The 23,326-nt window shown below is 37.6% G+C and carries 17 protein-coding genes and 1 pseudogene; 2 read left to right on the forward strand and 16 right to left on the reverse strand.

Annotated features, from left to right (window positions below):
* Positions 1-216: 216 nt before the first annotated feature.
* A complete protein-coding gene (locus tag EI546_RS10005; RefSeq protein WP_128250410.1) occupies positions 217-1,056 on the reverse strand; it encodes a helix-turn-helix domain-containing protein in 840 nt (279 codons plus the stop codon).
* 494 nt (positions 1,057-1,550) lie between these two features.
* On the opposite strand from EI546_RS10005, the gene EI546_RS10010 reads away from it, so the two are divergent.
* Positions 1,551-2,192 (forward strand): hypothetical protein, encoded by a 642-nt coding sequence (locus EI546_RS10010; protein ID WP_128250411.1) that lies wholly within the window; start codon positions 1,551-1,553, stop codon positions 2,190-2,192.
* Between the two features lie 172 nt (positions 2,193-2,364).
* Here EI546_RS10010 and EI546_RS16240 read toward each other — a convergent pair whose 3' ends face one another.
* The 15 genes and pseudogenes from EI546_RS16240 to EI546_RS10080 all read right to left on the reverse strand — a co-directional run bounded on the left by EI546_RS16240 (position 2,365) and on the right by EI546_RS10080 (position 22,383).
* Positions 2,365-2,514: a hypothetical protein gene (locus EI546_RS16240; protein ID WP_164905217.1), complete on the reverse strand. Its 150-nt coding sequence runs from the start codon at positions 2,512-2,514 to the stop codon at positions 2,365-2,367.
* A 265-nt stretch (positions 2,515-2,779) separates the two neighbouring features.
* Positions 2,780-3,865 carry a T9SS type A sorting domain-containing protein gene (locus EI546_RS10015; RefSeq protein ID WP_128250412.1) on the reverse strand — a complete coding sequence of 362 codons (1,086 nt, stop codon included), beginning with the start codon at positions 3,863-3,865 and terminating at the stop codon, positions 2,780-2,782.
* A gap of 431 nt (positions 3,866-4,296) precedes the next feature.
* Positions 4,297-5,688 (reverse strand): NAD(P)-binding domain-containing protein, encoded by a 1,392-nt coding sequence (locus tag EI546_RS10020; protein ID WP_128250413.1) that lies wholly within the window; start codon positions 5,686-5,688, stop codon positions 4,297-4,299.
* 262 nt (positions 5,689-5,950) lie between these two features.
* Complete coding sequence (locus tag EI546_RS10025) at positions 5,951-6,367, reverse strand: DUF2141 domain-containing protein (RefSeq protein WP_128250414.1); 417 nt, start codon at positions 6,365-6,367, stop codon at positions 5,951-5,953.
* A gap of 34 nt (positions 6,368-6,401) precedes the next feature.
* On the reverse strand, positions 6,402-6,935 hold the full coding sequence (locus EI546_RS10030) for a DsrE family protein (protein ID WP_128250415.1): 534 nt from the start codon (positions 6,933-6,935) through the stop codon (positions 6,402-6,404).
* Between the two features lie 15 nt (positions 6,936-6,950).
* Positions 6,951-7,973 (reverse strand): NAD-dependent epimerase/dehydratase family protein, encoded by a 1,023-nt coding sequence (locus tag EI546_RS10035; protein WP_240673094.1) that lies wholly within the window; start codon positions 7,971-7,973, stop codon positions 6,951-6,953.
* 20 nt (positions 7,974-7,993) lie between these two features.
* Positions 7,994-8,824 (reverse strand): META domain-containing protein, encoded by an 831-nt coding sequence (locus EI546_RS10040; protein WP_128250416.1) that lies wholly within the window; start codon positions 8,822-8,824, stop codon positions 7,994-7,996.
* Between the two features lie 181 nt (positions 8,825-9,005).
* A pseudogene (locus EI546_RS10045) lies at positions 9,006-10,163 on the reverse strand (MFS transporter).
* 29 nt (positions 10,164-10,192) lie between these two features.
* The gene (gene uraH, locus EI546_RS10050; protein WP_128250417.1) at positions 10,193-10,606 is read right to left on the reverse strand and encodes a hydroxyisourate hydrolase; all 414 of its coding nucleotides are present in this window, start codon (positions 10,604-10,606) and stop codon (positions 10,193-10,195) included.
* 115 nt (positions 10,607-10,721) lie between these two features.
* Positions 10,722-11,501, reverse strand: coding sequence for a cation:proton antiporter regulatory subunit (locus EI546_RS10055; RefSeq protein ID WP_128250418.1), 780 nt, complete (start codon positions 11,499-11,501; stop codon positions 10,722-10,724).
* Positions 11,502-11,981: 480 nt separating this feature from the next.
* Entirely contained in the window at positions 11,982-14,759 is a 2,778-nt protein-coding gene (locus tag EI546_RS10060; RefSeq protein ID WP_128250419.1) for a M16 family metallopeptidase, read from the reverse strand.
* A gap of 191 nt (positions 14,760-14,950) precedes the next feature.
* On the reverse strand, positions 14,951-15,982 hold the full coding sequence (locus EI546_RS10065; protein ID WP_128250420.1) for a TlpA family protein disulfide reductase: 1,032 nt from the start codon (positions 15,980-15,982) through the stop codon (positions 14,951-14,953).
* A 134-nt stretch (positions 15,983-16,116) separates the two neighbouring features.
* Positions 16,117-17,526, reverse strand: coding sequence for a RagB/SusD family nutrient uptake outer membrane protein (locus tag EI546_RS10070; protein ID WP_128250421.1), 1,410 nt, complete (start codon positions 17,524-17,526; stop codon positions 16,117-16,119).
* Between the two features lie 12 nt (positions 17,527-17,538).
* Positions 17,539-21,042: a TonB-dependent receptor gene (locus EI546_RS10075; protein WP_128250422.1), complete on the reverse strand. Its 3,504-nt coding sequence runs from the start codon at positions 21,040-21,042 to the stop codon at positions 17,539-17,541.
* A 195-nt stretch (positions 21,043-21,237) separates the two neighbouring features.
* A complete protein-coding gene (locus tag EI546_RS10080; RefSeq protein WP_128250423.1) occupies positions 21,238-22,383 on the reverse strand; it encodes a FecR family protein in 1,146 nt (381 codons plus the stop codon).
* Between the two features lie 113 nt (positions 22,384-22,496).
* Here EI546_RS10080 and EI546_RS10085 point away from each other — a divergent pair, with 113 nt between their 5' ends.
* Positions 22,497-23,054: an RNA polymerase sigma factor gene (locus EI546_RS10085; protein ID WP_128250424.1), complete on the forward strand. Its 558-nt coding sequence runs from the start codon at positions 22,497-22,499 to the stop codon at positions 23,052-23,054.
* Positions 23,055-23,326 lie beyond the last annotated feature (272 nt).

Below are 23,326 nucleotides of genomic sequence, written 5' to 3' on the forward strand. Positions count from 1 at the left end.
TGGAACAAAGGTACTGCAGCATTAAAGCGCTGAAATAGTAAAACTTAGGAGTGAAATGTCAAAATGTAGGAATCCTCACCCGGAACTGCTGAAAAAGCAATTCCGACCTCTCCTGAGGAGAGGTAAATAGGAATGCTAAAATCAAACCCGTCGAAAAATCTTTAGACTGAGGCTATTCCATTCCAATTAATGCATAACAAGGTAGAGAAAAAAGTTTTATCCCTGATACTTAGCTCTAAATTCTGTGGGATTAAAACCGGTTTTCTTCTTAAAAAAATGGCTAAATGTAAATGGATCTGTATAACCCAATTGAAAAGCAATTTCAGAAATGGGCTTATTGGTTTCGGTCAATTCATTTTTGGCACGGTGCACAACCATTCTATGAATAATATCCAAGGCAGACATTCCCGTAATCTGCTTTACTGTGGCAGAAAGATGCCGAGTAGTAATATGCTGCATTTTGGCATAATCGCTGACGTTTAACTTGGTACTGCCTTGACGCTGTAGATTCTTTAGAAAACCCAAAACGATATTTTGCTGCTGGTTTCGCGGACTCGCCTCAAAGGATTTGGTCTGGTTCATCTTGTGGACACTGCTGTATAGAAAGGAATAATTGAGATGGCGAAGTAGGTGTTGCTCGATTTCGGAGTTTAAAGAAATATCCTGTTGTCTTTTGATATATTCCGCCAACACCCAGAGATCAGAAAAATTCTCCTTTGAGAGTTCGAAGGTAAGCTGCGGACTGGAATACACATATTTAAACGCATCCAAAAGGTCCAATTTAAGCGTCATTGATTTGATATATTCCCTTTTGTATTGTAGAAGGATAAATGCGCAGTCTTCACTGATACTATTAATGATAACCTTATTTTCTTTTGCAAAGACAGAAATGGTTTTTTCTCCCACTTTCAAAGCATCGCCATCAATCATATCGATTTTACCTTTATTTACTAGAAGAAAAAACGGAGGTAAAACTTTAAAGTTTTCATCGTTAATGAGATTCTTCCCAATTTCAGTATTGGTGTAAATTTGGAATGGAGGATTTCTAAAGGGCATCAGTTTGACTATTTATATTGCGACCCCCAAAATAATGAATAGATAAATACAACAATAAAATTATAAAGGTAGATTTATAGTTAATTGCTGTGAAACCTGATTATTCAAATTAAAAGAAGAAATCTATCTCTATCAAATTTTTCAAAATAAAGGTTTTTCAAATCTTACAATATTCATTAACAGCGATTGATCTAGAATCTCCAAACTCCCACTAAAATCAATTTTAGCTTTCCAATAATACGCATTCATTTTAGAGATTGAGCCGATGAAAATCTCAGCTTGCCAATAATTTTGAAGTCCTCAAATGAAAAGTGGAAGTTTAAAATGACAATTTCTTATAATAACAACACTTCACAAAATACTATTGTAATGATAAACTTTACCCAAATGTACGATAAGGGTATGTGAAAAGACGCAGCAATACCAATGGACATAGATAACTTTGTGAATAAGATTATTAACACAGGCTTGTAAAAGCTATAAACTAAAAGAAAATGAAAAAAGTAATTTTACTTAGCGCAATTTTTATCATCGGAATGACAGAAATGGCAAACGCACAAATTGAAAAAGGGAATCTTATGTTAGGTGCCGACTTGGGAAGCGGCCTCGTGAGCCAGACCAGTACGGGATTATTTGGATTCAATTTTGGTTTAAATGAGGGCGCTGGCTTTGATATAGGTTTAAGCCCGAAGGTTGGATATTTTATTAAAGATAACTTTATGGTGGGAGGTATCGTAAATTTCGGATTTTCAAAATCTGCCGAATATGATGGATTTTCAACTAGAACCACTACTTATGGAATCCAAGCTCTTTCAAGATATTATCTTAGTCCTGGTGAGAAAGGAATAGATAACTTTTTAAAATACGGACGCTTTTTCTTGGAGGGAAATGCAGGTATTGCAGGAGTTAACGTAAAGGATGGACCTACAACCAATGGTTTTGCATATGGCGTGGGCCCAGGATATTCTTATTTTGTTACTAAAAACGTCGCACTTGAAACAACCTTAAAATATAATGGACTCGTAGGAGGTGGCAATACCACATACCAGCACGCCCTGGGATTAACCTTCGGAGTGCAAGTGTTCCTACCAAGCTCTGAGGCCAAAAGAAAAATAGACAATCCGGATAAGTTGTAAAAAACCCGATCATATATGACAAGAACCGCCTCACAAAATATTGGGGCGGTTTTTAATTTTAAATTCTAAATCGAGCCTTTATATAATTGGGTTCAGACAAGTTAATGTACAATCTGGTAGCAGATTTAATTCCTTACCTAAGTGGCAGTATAAGGAATTTCCCCATCTGAATTTATTTCCACAAAAGCATCTTTTTGTTTGACGGAAGAATCTTGCCCAAGTACGGATACAGGATTGCCTTAGGCCGTTGGCAATTGTACGGGCTGGGCACAATTACAACTGAAACAACAACACCACCCAATAGAGATGAAACTTTTTTCATTATACCCATATTTTTAACCAATTAAGAATCAAACATAGAACTTAAATTTAATTGTCCAGCAATAAACATTATTCGGTGTTAGGATATAGAGATGCAATAAATCTTTCGATTACCATAAAGTTTAATTAATTAAAACAAGGTTAAATCAGAAAAATATAAGTATGCCTTTGAAAGGATTTTTACGAAAAGCAACCGAAAACGGATATCTTTAATAAAAAAAGCCGCCCTTTTTGGGACGGCTTCTTTATTAAAGATTTTATTAGAATTACTTCTTAGTCACTTTGTAGGTTCCTGTTTGTCCTTGCACTGTAACTTGCATTACGTAAGTTCCTGTGGCAAGACTTCCTAAGTTGATGGAAGATGTAGTTGCATCAACTTTTACGGTCATAACTTTTTGGCCCAAAAGATTAAATAGAGATACAGACTCTATGTTTTTTTGAGCACCTAGGTTAAGCACATCACTTGTAGGATTGGGGAAAAATGAAAAACCTGCAAGAGCATTATCTGCAACGCTCACAACTTCGGTTCCATAAATATCAACAGGGACACCTTGAGGCGTATTGGTTCCTCCATCCAATAAAGCTTGCCATCCTGTGGTTTGAGATAAATTCTGCATTGCATTTCCGGTTGTGGCCTCACCCAATATTACAACTGGAGGAGCCCAAGGTCCTGATGAACCAGATCCTTCAAAACTGTACTCCACCCAATATGTTCCAGGATCAAGAGTTAAGCCATCAGTGTCAGCTGTAACTCTCTGTATTTGCCTGTCCATACTAGAGGTGTTTCCACTTTCCAATACTCGGAGAGCATTTGCGCTTTCGGCACCGATTAAAATATTTGTATCCATATCGCCCCAAACGATCGAACCACCGCCACTCGGATCACCGTCCCAAACCTGCATATAAACACCTGTAATACTTGGTGGAGTACTTCCAGTCTGGTAGGAATAAACATCAATGGACGTTATATTATAAGTTGCGGTTAACACAAAATCATCGGCTACACTGTTTCCGGATGCAATTTGTGCTCCAGCACCATAAGTACCCATACCAAGGCTAGCGTCTTCCAAATAGCTCTTATCCGGACCGCCACCCGTACCAGCTACGTTAAAATATGGACCTGTACTTACAATAAGTGGATCAGCATTGTTTCCTCTGTTGCCATAGGTTGCTGTATAAGGAATTGTCCCATTCAAATTTACCGCCACGGAAGCATCTGTGGGTTGAATGGACATATCTTGCTCAAGCACGGAAACAGGATTGCTGTATGCCGCTGGCAATTGCACGTGTTGGGCGTTGGCTACTCCAATAGAAGCAATTAGACCCCCTAATAGAAATGTAATTTTTTTCATTGTATTCAATGTTTTAAGTTAGTACACACCAAATATATAATTTAATTTCAATCTCACAATAAAATGGGCTATTTCCTTTTTTCACGAAGCAAATAAAATATTTTTATAATATTACGGGTGAGAGGCTCAATTATTCTCTCAATTGTCAAAAAAATTGGTTTTCGATTAATTAAAATGAGATTAAATGAGAAAAACAGAAGGATGCTTTAAAAAGAATTTAAAAAAAAAATCCCTCAAAGACATTCTCTAAGACTAAAAAAGTAATTTTTATGAAATTTTCGACCAAAAAGAATGTCAGGATAAATTGGAATTTTTCTGAATCCACATTTTAGTTTTAACACTCAATATTAAATTATCGCAATCACCGATTTTACATAAAAAGCCGTCTACGGAATTGTGACGGCTATGAATATTTAGAAATTCGGGCTGCTTTATAAAGTTTCAGATAAAATATCTTCTTCCTCGGGCTCATACAAATAACGTTCCTTACTATCATCTAATTCGTCCATCCATTCCGTATGATGCTCTGCGGCCATTGTACCCGTTACAACACTTTGATAGGTTTTATCACGATATGTAAGAATGTCTTCTTCCTTATCCTTAAGCCAAGATTTAAACATTTCTCCTACTTCATCCACATTGAAGTGAGGATAATCTGATATGGATAAAAGGTCCTTAATGTATTCAGATTGAAAATCAACATCATCAAATCCAGTTTCCAATTTATCATTTGCCTCCAACCATTTATCGATATCAAGTTTTCGTTCAGCTTCTTCAGGTATTTGGAGACGACCAATCATATAGTCCCTAGCAACCCAAGCTTGGGTGTCAAACATATTGAAGGTGTAATATTGATCCTGCATTCCAAGATAAATTAGTTGAGGAAGCTTATTAAAAAATATACCCTTATAAAGATGATCAGGATATAAGTTGTTTTTGGTTTTTAGTCTCAATTCATCTGGTAAAAACGGAAATTTATGTTGGTAGCCCGTACACATTATAACAGCATCGAATCTTTCGGTAGTACCATTTTTAAAAAAAGCTTTGTCATCCTCAAAATGTGTCACCAAAGGCAATTCCTTTATTCCTTCTGGCCATTCTACGCCAATGGGATTACTTCTATAGCTCAACGTTACCGAATTCGCGCCGTGTTTATAGCATTGTACGCCGATATCTTCTGCAGAATAACTACTGCCAATCAACAGAAGATTTTGATCTTTAAACTGGTCTGCTCCTTTAAAATCGTGCGCGTGGATTACTGCTCCGGGGAAGTTTTCAATTCCCTTAAAATAAGGCATATTGGGAGTGGAAAAATGTCCTGATGCTACCACCAAGTAATCAAATTCTTCCGAGTATGTTTTGTCAATCTTTAGATCGTCTAGAATGACGGTAAATTTTTTGGCTTTCTCATCAAAGCTTACCCAACGCGCAGTAGTGTCGAAGCGAATATAATCTCGAGCCTTGCTTTTCTTGATTCTTCCCTGTATATAATCGAATAATACAGGTCTAGGGGGATAGGAGGAAATAGGTTTTTTAAAATGCTCATCAAAGGAGTAATCCGAAAATTCCAAACATTCTTTTGGTCCGTTGGACCAGAGGTATTTGTACATACTTCCGTGAGTGGGTTCGCCATACTTTCCAACTCCGGTTCGCCAGGAATAGTTCCACATTCCACCCCAATTGCTCTGTTTTTCAAAACAGACAATTTCAGGAATATCCTCTCCCTGATTTTGTAGCGCTTCGAAAGCTCTAATTTGTGCAAGTCCACTTGGGCCCGCACCAATAATACCAATACGTTTCTTCTTCGTCAATTTCTTCTTCATAAGTTATATAAAATTTATAGTGTGCATCGTTCAAATAGAAGATGTGATGTTATTAAATTTAAAATGTAGGTTCGTCGCGGAGAGCGACAGGAAAAGTCTAAAAAGAGACTTTAAATTGGATTTGATTTCGAGTGAAATGTCAATGCAAATCCAATAAGATTTTTTCCATAATAATTCTGCAAAGGTACGATTTTTAACTCGGCTTGACAAGTTGAGAAATGCAAAGCCTTGTGAATAATGGCATTCCCTTAGAAATAAAATTTTAGTGAACCAGAGAAATCTGCAGATTTTGATTGGAAGAGAACTCGAACTTGCAATCTTCAAATTTAGGAGCGGAAAATTTTGGTTTAAAGTTATTCGAGAATCCATAAGGCTCCTTTGGAATACCAACAAAATTTCGGTCGCATTTTCCGTTGGAATTCTTATCATGATACAAAGAAACAGCGTAAGTGCCCAGAGGTAGATTCTTTATAACAATTACCTCAGAACTACTCTCAACCTTTCTCGAGATCGTTTTATAAGCTTCACCGGCTTCTAAAAAACGATCACCATTATTATAAAGACCTAGTACCAATTCACCTTCGATATTTTTAATATTGCTAATGGTGATTGTAAGCTCCTTATTTTCAGAAGACGAATGAAACAAAAATACGGTTAAGAATAGGAAGAGGTAATTCATTTATTAAGATTAAAATTTGGAGTTAAAAAAATGATTAAAACATAACCACATATCCCTGCATTTGGTATGTGGGAATATCGATTAATGCAGAAAGCGTAAGCTTTGTATAAGGGTTTAGATCAGTCTTGGGATCCACATCATTCTTAGCGGCAGCTTGACCACAAAGATGGATTATTACTTTATAATCCGTGAGCTTTTTCATCAAATCCAAATTGGGATTGGATTTATGCAATTTTTTAAAATAAGATTCTTCACTCAAAGTAATCGGGGTTGCAGCTCCGCTGATAACACCAACTAAATGAATATTCCTCTTCGGCACTCCACTATCTTCCAACAGGTTAATAAGGCGCGCCATTTTCCAAAGAGAAGCATTTACCCCTTCTCTTTCCTTATCTGAAGTAATATGGAACAAAACCTTATATTCCTTTGTAGAATCTGGTTTTATTGCCACATCTTCAAACTCCATAATTCGACCATATCCCTCAATTGTGGGCGTTTTCCATACCTGTGCATTCATATTGAAACCTATTCCTATTAAAACTATTGAAATACTTAGTACACGGAACATGACTTTTGATTTATTTTATTTAGAGAAAAATTGTTGTTTCATTTTCTCGTCATTCTTTCGCAGGGCCATCAATGGTTCAGATTGTTTTGAAAGATAATATTTAATGGGTTTTCGCAAAATGGATGCTCCAAACCTTTTTAAAGGAGAAAATTTCTTTCTTTCAATTTCAAAATAATGATGCAAAGAATGATTTCTAAAATGAAGAATATTCTCCAGGTCGTCTCCATCCTTATAAAACCCACAATGAAAATTTTGTTCTGCAAAAGCCCTCTCGGGAAAATCCATTTTGCCAAGCCCAAAAATTTCAAACGAGCGTTCTAAAAAACCTTTATAATCTATCCGGCAAGATTCGCCACCACCGAGATTGAATATTCGTTTTGAAAGTTGTTCCCGCTTAAAAATCGCATTGACAAAAGCTCTTGCCGTATCTTGGGGAGTGGCAATCTCCAAAGACGTGTCCAAAGGTTGGTGAAACATTAATTTGGACATTTTATGTCCGCCCATAATCGCAGCCAAACGAAAAATAGTCCAATCCAATGAACTGTTTTCTATTATCTTCTCTGCTTCAATTTTAGTAACTGCATACTCATCTCCCGGACTTGGTTTTAACGGATCTCCAACAGATATATAGGGATCCCTCAACCTATCTCCATAAACTGAAATAGACGAACTATAGATAAAAAAACAGTTAGGAGAACTTTTTTCCAATTGTTTCACCAAATTCCGCGTACCCTCAATATTTACTAAGCGTGCAGTTTCAGGAAAATCATCAGCTACCGGTGGAATTATTGCCGCCAAGTGGATTATATAATCTTGGTTGGCGGCTATTTTCTCAATGGATTCAGAATTAGTTATGTCTCCATACACCAAGTTTATTCTTTTTCCGAAAGGTTCCAATTTCTTAATGGAACCAGGATATTTCTTATCGAAAACAGAAAGATTCACATTCGGAAAATCCATCAACTGTTTTAATACCTCGTAACCTACCGTGCCGGAAGCTCCGGTTAACAAAACAGAAATTGGTTTAATATTCTTCAAAGGTTAAAAACTTCTTACGACTAATCGACCTCTTCAAATACAGCTAAAGGCGTGTTGTCACTGCCCAAGATTTCGAGTTTTTTGCCACGAATACGGTACGTATTGGCATTTTCAAAAACCTTTAAATATTCCCATTCATTAAATTGAAGATCGGGACAAGCCATCAGGGTGGAAATTATTTTTGAAAAATAGATTTTATTATCCTCTTTCAATTCATAATTCCCTCCAAAGGTATTACATCCCGCAAAGCCAGTTACTGTATTATCTTGTGGATTTAGCGTGAAGAAAATATCGTCCTTTTGATTTTTTTCCATTTTCACCTTTTTACCATCTAAGGTTTTTAATTTCCAATGTTTTTTAACCACGGGATTTAATGGAATAGCTGTGCTTACAAAAACAGCCAAGGGTGCTCTTCTTCCCACATTTAACTCCAATCTGTTGCCTCTCAGCGTGTAGTTATCGGCTAATCCAAAAACTTCCAGAAAATCATTTTCATTAAAGTCTTCGTCTGGACACATCATTTTGGTGGCACCAATTTCTGAAAAACTAATACGATTTCCCGGCTCCATTTTGTAAGTTCCAAAAAAGCTATTGCATCCGGCATATCCAGAGATTCTCTTGTTATCTGCAAACATGGTAAATCCAACCTCCTGACCATCTCTTTTAAAAGAAGAGACGTCCTTTCCTTCCAAAGTTTCTAGTTTCCAGAAAGTTTCCGTTGGAATCTTAACAAATGGGGTGTTTTGATCAATCATGGGTCCTGTGGGTTCAGTTGACACGGTATTTTTGGTAGATGTACAGCTGCCAAGGGCAAAGGCTACTAAAACGAAAGCGATAAAATGAATTTTCATATGAGGTTATTTTTATTATTAATTCGGAATATTCCATTAAAGAATATTACACTCGAAAACTAAGGGTTTGAAATCATAAAGAATCCTATGAAAATCCTAAATTAAACCCAAGGTTTTTTTTCCGATAACAGTTAATGCAGAAAGCGCGCCAAAATAGGTTTTGTGCAACTCTTATTTGAAATTATATACGCCGAAAAAGGAGATGTACTATTAGAATAAGTACCGAAAGTACAAGTCCCAACATCGATACTCCTACCCAATGAAAATTTTCCCACGCATAAGCACCAAGAGTAGTCCCAATTGCACCTCCAATAAAAAAGGAAACCATATAAACCGTATTTACACGGTTGCGCCCCTCAGGATTTTTGGAGAAAATAATATTTTGGTTGGTAATATGAAGACCTTGCAAGCCCAGGTCTACCAATATCACTCCGACAATCAAACCAATAAGCGAATAGGTTGAAAAGAGAAAGATTATCCAAGATACAATCATTAAAAGGGTGGCCAAGACAATTATTTTATTCTTTTTTATTTTATCATTGAGTTTTCCTACCACGGTGGCCCCTAAAGCACCGGCAATTCCGAACAGACCAAAGAGACCAGCTGCAGTACTTCCGTATCCAAAATTATCCTCCATTAGAAATACCAAAGTCGTCCAAAATGCACTTAAGCCCGCAAAACCGAGTGCTCCACGGAGAGATGCCACGCGAAGAGCGGGTTCGGTTTTAAAGTAGTGCCAAATAGATTTCAGCAAACTGCCGTAACTTCCAGGGAAGTGAGGCCTTAATTTGGGCAGTTTATAATGAAGTATGAAAAACAATAAGGCCATTACCACAGAGGCAGCATACTACATCGTTCGCCATCCAAATTGCTCTCCAATAAATCCACTGATTACCCTGCTTCCTAAAATGCCTATGAGCAACCCACTCATAACAATTCCGATAGCACGGCCTCTTCCCTTTTCATCGCTTAATTGAGCGGCCATTGGCACAAATAATTGGGGAAGGGAGGAACTGAAGCCGATAAAAAAACTACTGACAATCAAAAGTATCAAGGACTTTGAAAGTGCCGCCGCCAAGAGTGAAACCACGATCAAAAGGAAATCCCATTTCAGGATTTTATGATTTGAAGCTTTATCTCCAAGTGGAATTATTAATAATAATCCGAATGCATATCCAAGTTGGGTACTAAGCGCAACATTGCTCACCGCAGATTCCGAAACTCCAAAAGTACTTGCAATTTGATTTAGCAAGGGTTGGTTATAGTACAAGTTGGCTACAACCAGTCCGGCCGAAGTACTCATTAAATAAAGAACGGGATTGGTAAGCTTTGGTGCCATTTAATTAAATTGCAATTCAATTTTCGAAATCAACTGCCACGATACGTTGAATATCCATAGGCAGATAATGTGATGGGAACGTGGTAATGTTCTTTCCCCGAAATCTTAAAAGCAACTTCAACGAAAGGATAGAAAGTTTCCTCGTTTTTTCCTTTAAAATAATCTTCTACCATAAAAGTGAATCTGTAGATTCCCTCATTGTTGTTTTCCGAAGGAAGAAAATCGTTTACCCGGCCATTTTCAGAAGTCTTCTTTTCTGAAACAAACTCCCATTTTTTGGTTTGTGGATTTAACTTCTCAAGTTTTATCAACACTTCCGCCGCGGGCAAGCCAGCAGAAACATCTAGAATATGGGTAGATAATTGGTACGCTGCTTTTGGAGTTTGGCCTATCGCAAATAGGGGAATCAGGAATAAGAGAAATAAATTTTGCTTTGCTTTCATCGTTTAAGTTTTTTGCAAAATTATTAGACAATATATTTTCCGGAATTGTATTTGGGAAAACTTTGTATAAAAAATAATTTAGAATTTTTAGAAGATAGAATTATTAGAATTTTGATTACAAATCCTTTTCATCCAAATCATTCCGTTCTTCCTGATCTTCAATTCGCTTATCTTCTCTTTTTACAAACTCTTCATGGGAAACGGCCGCCTTAAAATCATTTTTTCGGGAAAAAATATTTTTAATGACCTCGGCCTTGCCGTAAATCGTCACCACATCGTCCGGAAGAATGTCAAAACTTCCTGTGGGTGAACCAATATAGTCCCGACCCTTCCTATCAATTCCTAATATGGATATTCCCTCGTGGCGTAAATTTAATTCTCTTAAGGTTTTGTTAGCCATCCAATCATCTTCGCTTATCCTTTTTTCGCTAACCTTGTAATCATCCTTTAAATGAAGAACAGCGGCATAATCCAAAACATCCAAATTTGCGTACTTTTTAAGCATCCTACTTATAATCTTTGAAAGTCCGCGATCTACCCATTCACTTTTTATGGCCCACCATAGAAAACTCATTCCTACAATTACTATAAGCAATCCATATAATTTTGAAGAAACTGTATCGGGTAGAACAAAAGTCAGGATCAAGGAAGACATAACCGTAACAATTCCGGCGTTTCCCACCAGCATCAATGTAAAGATTATTTTCCGCCTTACGGGATGGTTCATTATTTTTTCAGACTCCGAGGTTGTAAAACCTGCTCCCGTGTATGCGGACCGGGACTGAAATTTTGCGCTTTGAGTAGATAAACCCGTATGTATAAGAGCTATGGTCGCCACTTTTGTAATCAATGCCGAAAGAGCTACCACCAAAAACAATGTTATTGCTGCTATCATATACTCTCAAATTTACGGAGAAATGATTTTTCAGCTATGTTCTTTATAAAAATATTATATCTCTATAGAGAGTAAAGTCCTAGTGGGAGGAAAGGAGGGAAATCGAAATCGAAATCGAAATCGAAATCGAAATCGATGGGGAAGTTAAGGTCCGTATCGATTTGTAGAATCAAACTTCTGGAAATCGTAAATAGTGTACCTGAACTTCCCTCTCTCAATCAAAAATTAATTTATAAAAATAATCTTTTGCAAGTCTAAAGGAAATCGAAATCGAAAGAGGTCTTCTTACTGAAATCATTGTCACGTTGAGCCGGTCGAAGCGCCTCGAGCAAAGGTCTTCGACAGGCTCAGACTGACACGGTTACCCTATAAAACTGTTGTCACGCCGAGCTTGTCGAAGTGCAGCTGTGGAATGGTCTTCGACAGGCTCAGACTGACAATAGTTAATTATATTACCAAAATAAAATCAGTTGGTTTACCTTATTTCAAAGGCTCTCCATTTTGGTCCAAGGAACCTGATTCAATAATTATCAATTTATCCAGATCGAGATATTTTTTAATGGCGGCATTTACTTGGTCCACAGTTATAGCTTCCAAATCTTTGGGATATTGGTTTATATAATCGGGATCCTCACCTCGTTCTACTACAGAAAGGATATTCCTGGCCATTCCCGAAGTAGTTGCCAATCCTATTTTAAAACTCCCAATTAAGTTCGATTTCTTATCCTTCAGCTCTTCGGCGGTAATTCCGTTTTTATACCATTTTTCCAATTCAACCAAAGTTGCCTTTTTTCCTTTGGCAAACAATTCCGGCGCGAAAGAAGCATTGATTAACCAATAACCACCTGTGTAAGTCTGTCCATCATGACGGCTATAAATACCATACGTCAATCCTTGTTCATCCCTAACTGTAAGCATTAATCTACCTGAAAATCCACCGCCCAGAATACTGTTTCCCACATAAAACGGAAGATAATCTTTATCCATTCTTTGAATGCCGGTATATTGACCAATATAAAGCTCAGCGCTCGGTTTTTCGGGAATGGTTACAATTTGAGTACGAGTATCCCCTTTTTGAACTTCATACTTTTTTAAGGTTCGCTTTACGCCACCTTTCCAGTTTTCAAAACTTTTATCAATAGCCTTATACAGATCTTTGTCATTTACATCGCCCACAGCCACCAAATGCATATCGGCAGGTCCGAAGAATTTTTGATGAAAGGCCTTTAAGTCCTCTAATTTTGCATTTTTGATATCGGCAATTACATCCTCAATAGATTTTGAATAATTAGGATGCCCAGCTGGATAAAGAGCTTGACTAAGAGCAATTTTGCCTCGTGTGCCAGGATCGGAAAGTCCATTTTGCATATTTCCGATAAACTGGGTTTTCAGAAGATCAAATTCCTTCTGATCAAAAAGGGGATAACGAAGTTCTTCTGCCAATAATGAAACTACTGTATCCAAATCCTTGGAAAGACATTGAAAACTGATGGTAACATTGTCGTGGTCTGAGCTTACATAAATATCTACTCCCAACTTCTCCAATTTTTGTGAAAACTGGATTTTATCGTTCTTGGTCGTTCCCTTGCTTAACATTGCAGTGGTAAGCGTGGGAACCATTTCATTCACTTTCCCGTCGTAAAAGTTGGTTATTGGAAAACTTGCTGCTACGGTAATAAAACCTTTGGCTCCCGTTTTCTTTGTAATTACATCAATCCCCGCAACATTTTTTCTGTGGAATTCATCATTTGAGAGAATATTCCCAGATAGAATTTCATCATCTAATTCTGAATTTACAGCTGTGCTACCATTACCAAACATTTTAGGATTTCTGAAGAAATACTTTCCATCCATTTCCACTTGACGTTTTGCAGCTTCTTCAGCCGTTTCAGAATTGGAACCTGACTTTTTTGGAATAAAATAACCTGTTGTGCTTTGATCTTTTACCAAATATTTATTGGCAACCCGAGCTACATCGGCAGCGGTTACTTTTGAAAGTTTCTTGCTTTCATTAATATATTCCGTCCAATCGCCACCAGCGATATATTCAGTTAATTCCGAAGCAATACTTCCAGAACCATCGCGTCCTAAAATGGTTTGGGCATTGAGATTTGCTACGATTCTATCAATATCTGCTTGATTTACACCTTCTTTTTTAACTTTCTCAACAGTTTCCAGAAGTTTGGAATTCATTTCTTCTGCATTTTTTGAAGGATCGAAGCCTACACTAATAGTAAATAATCCATTTTCGGCAAATTGCGAAGCTGAAGCAAAAGCGTAATAAGTCAATCCTGTGTCTACAAATTCCTTATTGAGTACTGAAGATGGACCGCTTCCCAACGCTTCGGCCAATACTACCAAGGCAGGAATATCCGCATCCAAAGCTCCAGGAATTTTGTAAGCCACGCTGATAACGCTAGTTTCACCCGGCTTTTTTACGATAATTTTACGAGGACCATTTTGTGGTGGTTCCTCGGTATAAGGTTGGGGAATTTCGTGGCCGGATTTAGAGATTTTTCCAAAATAGGTATCTACCATTTTAAACAGACTTTCCTTTTGGAAATCACCTACCACAGTTAGCCAAGCATTGTTGGGCCAATAATAAGTATCATAAAAATCACGCAGTACTTTCATCGGCATATTTTCAATATCCGATTTCCATCCTATTGTTGAATGGTGATAGCCATGCGCCATATAAGCGGTGGCCCAAATTTCCTTAGACAAAAGAGAATGTGGATTGTTTTCGCCGCGCTCAAATTCATTTCGAACCACGGTCATTTCTGCTTCCTTATCTTCCTTTAAAAGCAGTAGGTTTCGCATTCTATCCGCTTCAATTTCCAATGCAAGTTCAATTTTATCGGAAGGAATGGTTTCGTAGTAATTGGTGCGATCGTTCCAAGTAGTGGCATTCATTTGTGCGCCATAGCGAGTAAGCTCGGTATCGATAGAAGTGCCTTTGCTCTTATTGAATTTCTCAGTACCCTTAAACATTAAATGCTCCAATAAGTGTGTAGAGCCCGTGTTTCCCGGAACTTCGTATTTAGAGCCAACATTATAAACCATTTGAACCGTCACTACCGGGGCAGCATTGTCCTGCACCAAAAGTATTTTTAGACCATTGGGAGTATAGAGATATTCCTCAACCCCCTCCAAGGTCTTTATTTTTTCAAATTTTGAATTGATCTGGCCAATAACCGACTGGGATAGAATGGCCACAAAGAGAACAAAAAGAGCTTTAATTGGAAATTTATATTTCATATAAAATTAATTTAATCCTGACTATAACAGGCTTAGGGTTTATAACGGTGACATTTGGAATATAAGTTGATTTTAAAAAAGGGCCATCGAAAGTAAAAAATTCTCAGGCCCTAATTCCAGCTTTCCGAAAAACAATTAAGGAACAGTTTCAGAGAAGCATAATTAACCAACTAAAAACAAATCAAAAAAAACTAAATATTCAATGAGGTAAACAATTCCTTCAATCTTGGTTCGGATGGACGCGGAGCATCATAACTAACAATATTTCCCTCTGGATCCAAAAGAATAAACCGTGGAATTCCCTGGATAAAATAATCACGAACAAACTCCGAATCTATTTCATTATCCGCCAAAAGCTGGGTTCCCAACAATCCCTTATCAACTATCATTTTGCGCCATTTGTCTTCGTCCTTTTTTCTGTCGATTGAAAGTCCGATAAACTCAATGTTTTTTCCTTCATATTCCTTTTCAATATCAATCAAATAAGGCATTTCATAAATACAAGGAATACACCAAGTGGCCCAAACATCGATATAAACGTACTTTCCTTTAAAATCTGAAAGAGAACTGGTTCCGCCCTTGTAATTTACATAATCGGTAAATTCAGGAGAAGGCAAACCCGGACTTAAAACTTTATTTATCTTCAATTGCTCCTCGTGCTGCGCTTGGATATCTTTTTTAAATTGATCTAAATTCTCCTTTTCAGAAGCAATAAAAGCCTGGGTATAATCTGAATTTTTATCTTCCAGTTTATCCAAAAGATCCTTTGAATATGCAGAAGTTCTTGAATCAAAAGCATCCTGATCTAGACCAAGATATTCTTTATAATCCTCTCCCATTAGTTCACCAGTTCTTTTGGATTTATACTTTAGAAATTCATTTTCCGCAGCACCCTTCCCCGAATAAGTAATGGTTTCAGAAATTTTGTTACCGTCGAAGTTTAGTTCAACATCCATATCATTAGCTAGGTAGAAGCTAAAAACATTATTATAGACGGCATTAAAATATGCTGGTTCTTTTAGCCTTAATGTATCACTATAAGTACCATCTTCAGCGACTTCAATTAAGATAGATTCCGATGTTACTGGATCGTAAAGTCGAAGTGGAGTATTTTCTGTAGGATTTGTGATCTTTCCGTGAATTACAGCGTAATCCTTCGGCGGTTGTTCTTGCTTACAAGCAGCAAAAAGACAAATGATGGCAATTAAAATTATATTTTTCATTTTGAAGTGTTTTTTAGTTGTTATTAAACTTTAAAATCCTGTTGCCTCGGCGCAAGGTTTTAATACCCCGGCCCTAAAGGGAGCAGGGAGATTCTGGAAATTTTCCACCCTTTAGGGTTGGGAAAAAAATTTCCTTAATATCCAGGATTTTGAACTACTTTATTATTCCCTATTATAACCTCTGAAGGAATAGGAAGAATATATACATCCTTAGTATTCATAGTAGGTTTAATTGTTGAGGCATCCAGATTTCCCAGAATATCATAGCGCACCAAATCGTAAAGTGGTTCCCCATTTTCGTAGAAAAGTTCCAATAGTTTTTCTTGACGAATATCCTCCAATAAAGTAGGCACATCTGAAAATGTTTTGTCCTCTAATTCCGCTCTTTCGCGAATTGTATTCAAACTTTCCAATGCTAAGGAAGTATCGCCGCCAGAACGAACAACGGCCTCGGCGTGTATCAAATACATTTCTGCCATTCGTAAAAAGTAGGTAGTGTTGTTTGGAGATGACAGATTGGAAGCAAAAGGATATTTTCCCTGTTGGTTTACACCTTTGGTAGTTGCAGAATAAGCATAGCTGAATCTTGGATCGTAATTGGATCCATTTCCGCTTAAACTTCCTGTACCTTCCACTTGTTCATCAGCAAGTCCACGCAAATACTCACTGTATGAAGTATTGCTTATTTGATACATATTTGAGCCACCTTCAGCTCCCGGACCTGCATAATGCGCAAAAATTACTTCGGAAGAATTGTATTGGTTGGCAAAAATATCGGAATAGCTTGCCTCTAATTCATAACCTTCACCATTATAAATTACCTCCTCAGCCAATCTAGCGGATTCGCCATATTCACCAGTGTATAGTTTTACTTTTGCCAATAATGCTTTTGCGGCCAGACTTCCACTGTAAAAATGCTCCACATATAAAGGGCCGTTTTCCATGGCATATTCTAGATCGCTAACAATCAAATTATAAGTTTCCTGAACTGTACTTCTTGGATCTGCTGCTAATCGTGTAGCAAATTCGGTTCTTAAAACAACTCCGTAGGCAGAATTCATATCATAATATTGCCCGAAAAATCGCAACAAGTTAAAATAGGCGAAAGCTCTTTGGAATTTGGCTTCAGAAATCATTTCACCTTTACGTTCATCTGAAATATCAATTGCCTTCCCGGCTTCGAGTTCTTGGATCAAGAAATTGGCAGCGTTGATTATCTTATATTGGCCATTATAGAGGTTTGCCAAATATCTGTTTTCAACATTAACTTCATTGGTGTTAAAAGATGAGCCACCTGCAAGTCTTCCTGTAATCACACCTTCATCTCCAAAAGCAGCTAAGTAGAGTGGATATGCGGTAACTTCATCTGCACGCACCAAATCGTAAACACCATTAAGCACGGCTTGGGCAGATGCCTCATCACGAATTGTGTTTTCACTGGTTAATTTATCAATTGGTTTTATATCGTCGATACTACAACCGCTTATTGAAAATGCGAGTGCGACAATGAATAGTTTCGAAAATGTATTTATATATTTTTTCATCTTTTTCGTTTTTTAGAATTGAAATTGAAGTCCAATTGAAAATGACTTTGACAGCGGATATGGATCTTCCGAACTTACTTGATCGGTTATAGAACCTCTTTCAGAAAGAGTTTCAGGATCAATACCTGGCCATTTGGTCCAAGTAATCAAATTACTTGCGGTCAACATAATTTTTGCGCTCTTCATTCCCAGTTTATCCATTAAATAGGAATCAAAATCATAGGAAAGTTGAAGACTTTTCAAACGTAAATAAGAAGTATCAAACAAATATCTGTCGGACATACGACCGCTTCCGGCAGGATCGAAATAAACCGCACGTGCGTAACGGGCATCCGGATTTTCTGGAGTCCAAGTATTTAAGGCATATTCACTGTATTTATTTTCACCAATGGCATTAAAGGTTCCCATAGCGATAGGATCCCAAGTAGCTTCCGCCCCAACAGAATATTGAAGCAGGGCAGTAAGTGAGAATGCCTTGTACTTAAATGTATTTGAAATCCCACCAAAATAATCAGGTTGTACATTTCCGATGATGGTTCTATCTTCTGAAGTAATTTCCCCATCTCCGTTTATATCTTCATACATATAATCACCGGCACCAGTGGCAAATTGATCATAGACACCATTGGGGGCGGCATCGTTAAGCGCATCGACCTCGGCTTGGTCTTGGAAAATCTTTACTACTTTATATCCTTTAATGGTTCCTACCGGCTGTCCTTCCACAAAATAATCCAATAGAAATGGATCGATGGAAGTACCCTTCAGTTTATCGAGTTTATTTCGGTTGAAGGCCCAGTTTACATTCGCGCTCCAAAGGAAATCTTCTGTTTTGATAATATCTCCACCTATACTCACTTCCACACCTTTATTGGATACATCCATTAAGTTGGAAAAGTATATTCTTGGTCCCAATTCAAGTGGCAAAGGCGACTTAGCCAATGCATCCTTGGTTTTTCTGGAATAAGCATCTACACTTCCGCGTAATCTAGAATTAAAAAAGGCGAAATCCAACCCGAGGTTAATCTCTTCTGTGGTTTCCCATCCAATATTTTCATTTGGAAAATTATCACTTGGAACAATAGCTGAAGCTCCATTATAAATATCACTTGCAGTGGTTTGGAAGAACTGAAGGTAGAAGTAATCCCCCACGTTTGTAGATCCTACACGACCCGCACTGGCGCGAAGTTTTAAGTTGTTTACTTTTTCACTTTGGGCAAGGAAACTTTCGTTGTTGATATTCCATCCCAAAGAAAGAGAAGGGAAATTGGCGCGTTTGTTCCCAGGTCCAAACTTTGACGAAGCGTCCGATCTAAAGTTTAAGGTGGCGTTATATCGGTTTTTATATTTGTAGGTCAATCGGGAGAAAAGGGAGTTCAATCCTGTTTCCAATCTGTCGTGGGTATATCCCAAAACCGATTCCGCAGATGACGCATTTATCAAGATTTCATCATCTGGAAATCCTGCAAAAAACTGACTGGCAGTATCATAATTGGTTCGATCCCAGGCTCCTCCAACCATTATATTAAAATGATGATCGGAAATACCGAAATCGTAATTTGCGGTTAGGTTTGTGGTAACGTTTGATACCGTAGCAGTAGATTCGTCCAAATAGGAATCGTTTGGAAATACGATAAAATCTGTCTGGGTTATTTTCGGTTGAAAAATACTGTGGTTGTTGTGGAAAAGTGCGGCATTAACATCCGCTTTTACTTTCAATTTGTGAAGCGGCTCCACTTCCAAATAAGTATTTCCAATAAAATTGTAGGTCTTGTTGTTGTTTCTATTTTGAAGACGCATCAACGGATTTGGCTCCAACGTTTCAAAACCATAGGTATAATCTGGTTGCCCCATCAATTTTCCGAACTCATCATAAGCAGGAAGATCTGGTCTGGCCCGTGCAATAGAGGTGTTTACGGTATATTGACCGATACCAGAATCTTCACCTGAAATGGCTTCGACATGACTAACATTTACAGAGCCACCTACCTTTACATAGTCGTTAACATCGGCGTCCAATGAAGTACTAAGGGTGTATTGTTTTAATTTATCCTTTACGGTAAGACCTTCTTGATTAATGGCAGCTAAGCTTAAGGAATAGTTGCTATTGTTGCCACCACCGTTTATGCTAAAATTAGCTTGCTCCGTTACGGCGACATTTCGATAAACTAATTTGTTCCAATCGGTATCGGCATTTCCAAAATAATCTTCTCTTAAACCATCATAGCTTGCCATAAAGGTATCGTAGTCCAATTCAACATTTCCTACGTTCTGCAAATCGAAAACAAAGAAAGGATCCAATTGTCCATTATTTATAGCATCTACACTATTGCGCACCAACTGATCATAAAAGCCTCGATATTGTGCGGCGTTCAATACCTTAACGGTGTTAATGGGTTTTGCTAAAGTGGTAGAAGTGGAAAAGTTTACCGTGGCCTTCTGGCCTCTTTTTCCTCTTTTGGTTTCTATTATAATAACTCCGTTGGCACCCCGCGATCCATAGATGGAAGTAGCAGCGGCATCCTTTAATATTTCAAAGCTTTCAATATCGCTTGGATTTAGGGTAAGTAATGGATTTGCACCGGCAACTGCATCCATATTAAAAGGAACTCCATTAATAACATATAGTGGTTGGTTTAGACCAGTTCCGTTAGAGGACAATGGTGAGGTAATTCCCCGAATGTTCAATCGAACAGGAGAACCGGGACGGCCACTACCTTGTGAAACTTGCACTCCTTGGACCAAGCCACCAAGAGCACGGTCAAAACCGATGTTCCCAATTGCGGATTGTACCACTTCTTCTGTTTTTACAGAGGAAACAGCACCTGTAACATCTTCTCTTTTTTGTTCCCCATAACCTATCAATACAACCTCATCCAACTGACTTAGATCTTCTTGCATCACTAGACTTACGATTGAATTATCACCCACCTCAAAACGGATGGTTTTATAACCTAAGGAAGAAAAAACCAAAACATTTTGATCATCTTCCAAGACAATGGAATATTCCCCATCAAAATTGGTGACAGTTCCCTTATTGGTCCCTTCAATTAAGACGGTAACGCCAGCGAGGGGCATTCCTGTTTTGTCGGTTATTGTTCCAGTTACTGTTTTTTGAACTTCTGCAATCGATACCTCTTCGGTAACCTCAGATTTATTTTGTTTTTTCAGAACAATTTGATTCCCCAAAATTTGAAAGGAAATATTACTATTTCTGAAAAGGTCCTGCAGCGCATCGATAAGCGGTTCATCGACCAATGATAAGGCCATTTTTCCTCGAACGTCAATTTCGTTACTGTTGTAGAAGAAATGATAATCGGTTTGATCTTCAATAAGTTGAAAAACTTGGGTAAGGGGAACCCCCGATACCGCAACAGATACACGATTGTTCTGTCCATAACTTGTTGAGGCGTTCATCTGTATAAGCGCGAAGAGGAACAAGGTTAAGGTAAGTTTCATCTTTAAATGATGGGTGTTGAAAATGTACAGGAGCACATTCCGGATTGGTTCATTTTTCATAAGTTTGTAAAGATTTTACTTTGTTAGACATAAGGTTAAATCACTATTTAAGAGGAAGGTGTTGCCGCATCTTCCTTTTTTTATTTTCATTCCGAAATTCGTTCCCCGGCCCTAATGGGTGCAATTTTCTTCGTTTCAAATTTTCCTTTCTTTAGTCCCGATAACTATCTGTAGGGGAAAGAAAAATGGAATCACTTACTTCTTCGGCTTATTGATAACCACAACTCCATCTTTTAGGGTCCAGTCAAAATCCATGTAGGTTTGAAAGGTCTTAAGCACATCTTCTATACTTTCGTTGGTAAAAGTGGCGGTAATGTTTATGTTGTTAAGCGCTGGATAATTGTTTTTAATTTTTACATTGAATTTTCGCTGTAATTTATTTTTAATTACTTCAAAAGTATCATCCACAAAAACCAATTGGCCCTGCACCCAAGCGACATATTTGTCAACTTTTACTGGCTCGACCTTTAGTTGGTTGCCATCAAAAAACACCTTTTCTTTTGGCTCTAATATTATTCTGTCATCTGAAAGGAGTTTATTTTCAGCCATAACCTTTCCCTCCACCAAAACAGTATAGGTCTTATGATCCTCTATATAGGAATTTACATTAAAATGGGTTCCCAAAACCTTTACCTCCATATCTTCAGTGCTTACCATAAATGGATGTTCGGTGTCTTTAGCTACCTCAAAATAAGCTTCGCCATTTAAAAAAACAGTTCTATCTTCTCCTTTAATGAAATTGACGGGGAACTTAAGTTTGGATCCTGCATTCAGCACAACTTGCGAACCGTCTGATAGTAAAAGCTTGAAAGTTTTACCGTAGGGAACACTCAAAGTGTTATAGGCTAAGGTTTGTTCAGATATTTCTTCGGAATAGACAAGTTGATCCTGTTTCTGCTCCGATATTTTATTACCCTTAGCGTCTAATATAAAAGTCTCGGTATTTTCGTCGATAACCTTAATACTTCCATCCTCCAGTTGTAAAGTGATTCCGGAAGTGACGGAATAAGTGCCCTTATTTGGGGAGAGTAAAAAAACACTTAATCCAATAATTGCCACTCCCACAACCACAGCGGCATATTTCAGCCAAATGGGATATAATTTTCTAACTCCGCTGGTCTTGTTGGAGACTTTCGGAGAAGAAGATTTGATTTTTAATAATAATTCTTGATATGCTTTTTCGGTATCTACTTTCGTATAATGTTTTTGTAGTTTATGATTGATTTTTACAAACTCCTTAAAGGTTTCCTGGTTTTTTGGGGTTTGCAACCATTCGATTAACCGAAGTTTTTCAGCTTCGGAAATGGTATCGTTCAAATATTTAATAATTAGGTCTTTCAAATCTATTTTATGTCTTTATATCTCTATGATGCAAAACAAGAGGTTTACCCTTAAGGTTTTTTTAAGTAATTTTAATAATCTTAAATTGTACCCGATTTTTTTGATGTGCACCAATGGGAAATGAACGGTTATTAACCCAAATAAAACAAGGCGACCAACAAGCCTTTAAAGTTTTCTTTGACCGTCATTATCCATCTCTTTGTACTTACCTAAGAAGCTTTACGCCCGATATGGATTCCGCACAAGAACTGGCGCAAGCCGCCTTCGTGGATTTCTGGAACAAACGCAACGAAATTGAAATCCGCACCTCGCTAAAAAGTTATTTATATAGAATGGGGTACAATCTTTTTTTAAACGGCCTTCGGAAAAAGAAAAAACAAGCCTCACTTTTGGAAGAATTAAAGTTAGATGCCTTACAAGAAGAAGAACAACGACCGGAAGAGGAATTAGGTGAAGCAGTTGAAAGATTAAAAAAAATAATCGAAACCCTGCCCGCACGATGCCAAGAGATTTTAAAATTAAAAATGCAAGGCCATAAATATCAGGAAATAGCAGAAAGTCTTGATATTTCAGTGAAAACCGTGGAAGCGCAAATGCGCCTTGCCTATATTAAAATAAGAGAGGGTTTTGGGGATGGATTGTTTTTGGTGATGTTGATGGGAGGAAGGTGAAATCGATCCCGAGCCATCGGGAGAAAACGAAATCGAAATCGAAGTTAAGATTGAGAATCTTAAAAAGAAAAAGTTTTATATTTTTCTCCAACCTATATATTTAGCCGTCCGCGGCTCCGCCTGCCTGCCAAAGGCACATAGGCAGTCTCCGACACCTGTACAGTATTAAATACGAAGATTTACTATATACTAACGACTACCGTATAATCTTGTCCTCGGTTCCGCCCGGACACCAACGGTTTAATAAAGTTTCAATTTTTTCTACTGAATAA

It is taken from the genome of Aequorivita sp. H23M31 (assembly GCF_004022485.1).
Lineage (GTDB): Bacteria > Bacteroidota > Bacteroidia > Flavobacteriales > Flavobacteriaceae > Aequorivita > Aequorivita ciconiae.

What these genes read in the sequence shown, in the direction of transcription:
- EI546_RS10075 (WP_128250422.1), bottom strand. Translation starts at nt 21,042, where the DNA reads ATGAAAAATGAACCAATCCGGAATGTGCTCCTGTACATTTTCAACACC.
- EI546_RS10015 (WP_128250412.1), bottom strand. Translation starts at nt 3,865, where the DNA reads ATGAAAAAAATTACATTTCTATTAGGGGGTCTAATTGCTTCTATTGGA.
- EI546_RS10070 (WP_128250421.1), bottom strand. Translation starts at nt 17,526, where the DNA reads ATGAAAAAATATATAAATACATTTTCGAAACTATTCATTGTCGCACTC.
- EI546_RS10005 (WP_128250410.1), bottom strand. Translation starts at nt 1,056, where the DNA reads ATGCCCTTTAGAAATCCTCCATTCCAAATTTACACCAATACTGAAATT.
- EI546_RS10040 (WP_128250416.1), bottom strand. Translation starts at nt 8,824, where the DNA reads ATGAAAATTCATTTTATCGCTTTCGTTTTAGTAGCCTTTGCCCTTGGC.
- EI546_RS10020 (WP_128250413.1), bottom strand. Translation starts at nt 5,688, where the DNA reads ATGAAGAAGAAATTGACGAAGAAGAAACGTATTGGTATTATTGGTGCG.
- EI546_RS10010 (WP_128250411.1), top strand. Translation starts at nt 1,551, where the DNA reads ATGAAAAAAGTAATTTTACTTAGCGCAATTTTTATCATCGGAATGACA.
- EI546_RS10065 (WP_128250420.1), bottom strand. Translation starts at nt 15,982, where the DNA reads ATGAAAAATATAATTTTAATTGCCATCATTTGTCTTTTTGCTGCTTGT.
- EI546_RS10060 (WP_128250419.1), bottom strand. Translation starts at nt 14,759, where the DNA reads ATGAAATATAAATTTCCAATTAAAGCTCTTTTTGTTCTCTTTGTGGCC.
- EI546_RS10025 (WP_128250414.1), bottom strand. Translation starts at nt 6,367, where the DNA reads ATGAATTACCTCTTCCTATTCTTAACCGTATTTTTGTTTCATTCGTCT.
- EI546_RS10030 (WP_128250415.1), bottom strand. Translation starts at nt 6,935, where the DNA reads ATGTTCCGTGTACTAAGTATTTCAATAGTTTTAATAGGAATAGGTTTC.
- EI546_RS10085 (WP_128250424.1), top strand. Translation starts at nt 22,497, where the DNA reads ATGGGAAATGAACGGTTATTAACCCAAATAAAACAAGGCGACCAACAA.
- EI546_RS16240 (WP_164905217.1), bottom strand. Translation starts at nt 2,514, where the DNA reads ATGAAAAAAGTTTCATCTCTATTGGGTGGTGTTGTTGTTTCAGTTGTA.
- uraH (WP_128250417.1), bottom strand. Translation starts at nt 10,606, where the DNA reads ATGAAAGCAAAGCAAAATTTATTTCTCTTATTCCTGATTCCCCTATTT.
- EI546_RS10055 (WP_128250418.1), bottom strand. Translation starts at nt 11,501, where the DNA reads ATGATAGCAGCAATAACATTGTTTTTGGTGGTAGCTCTTTCGGCATTG.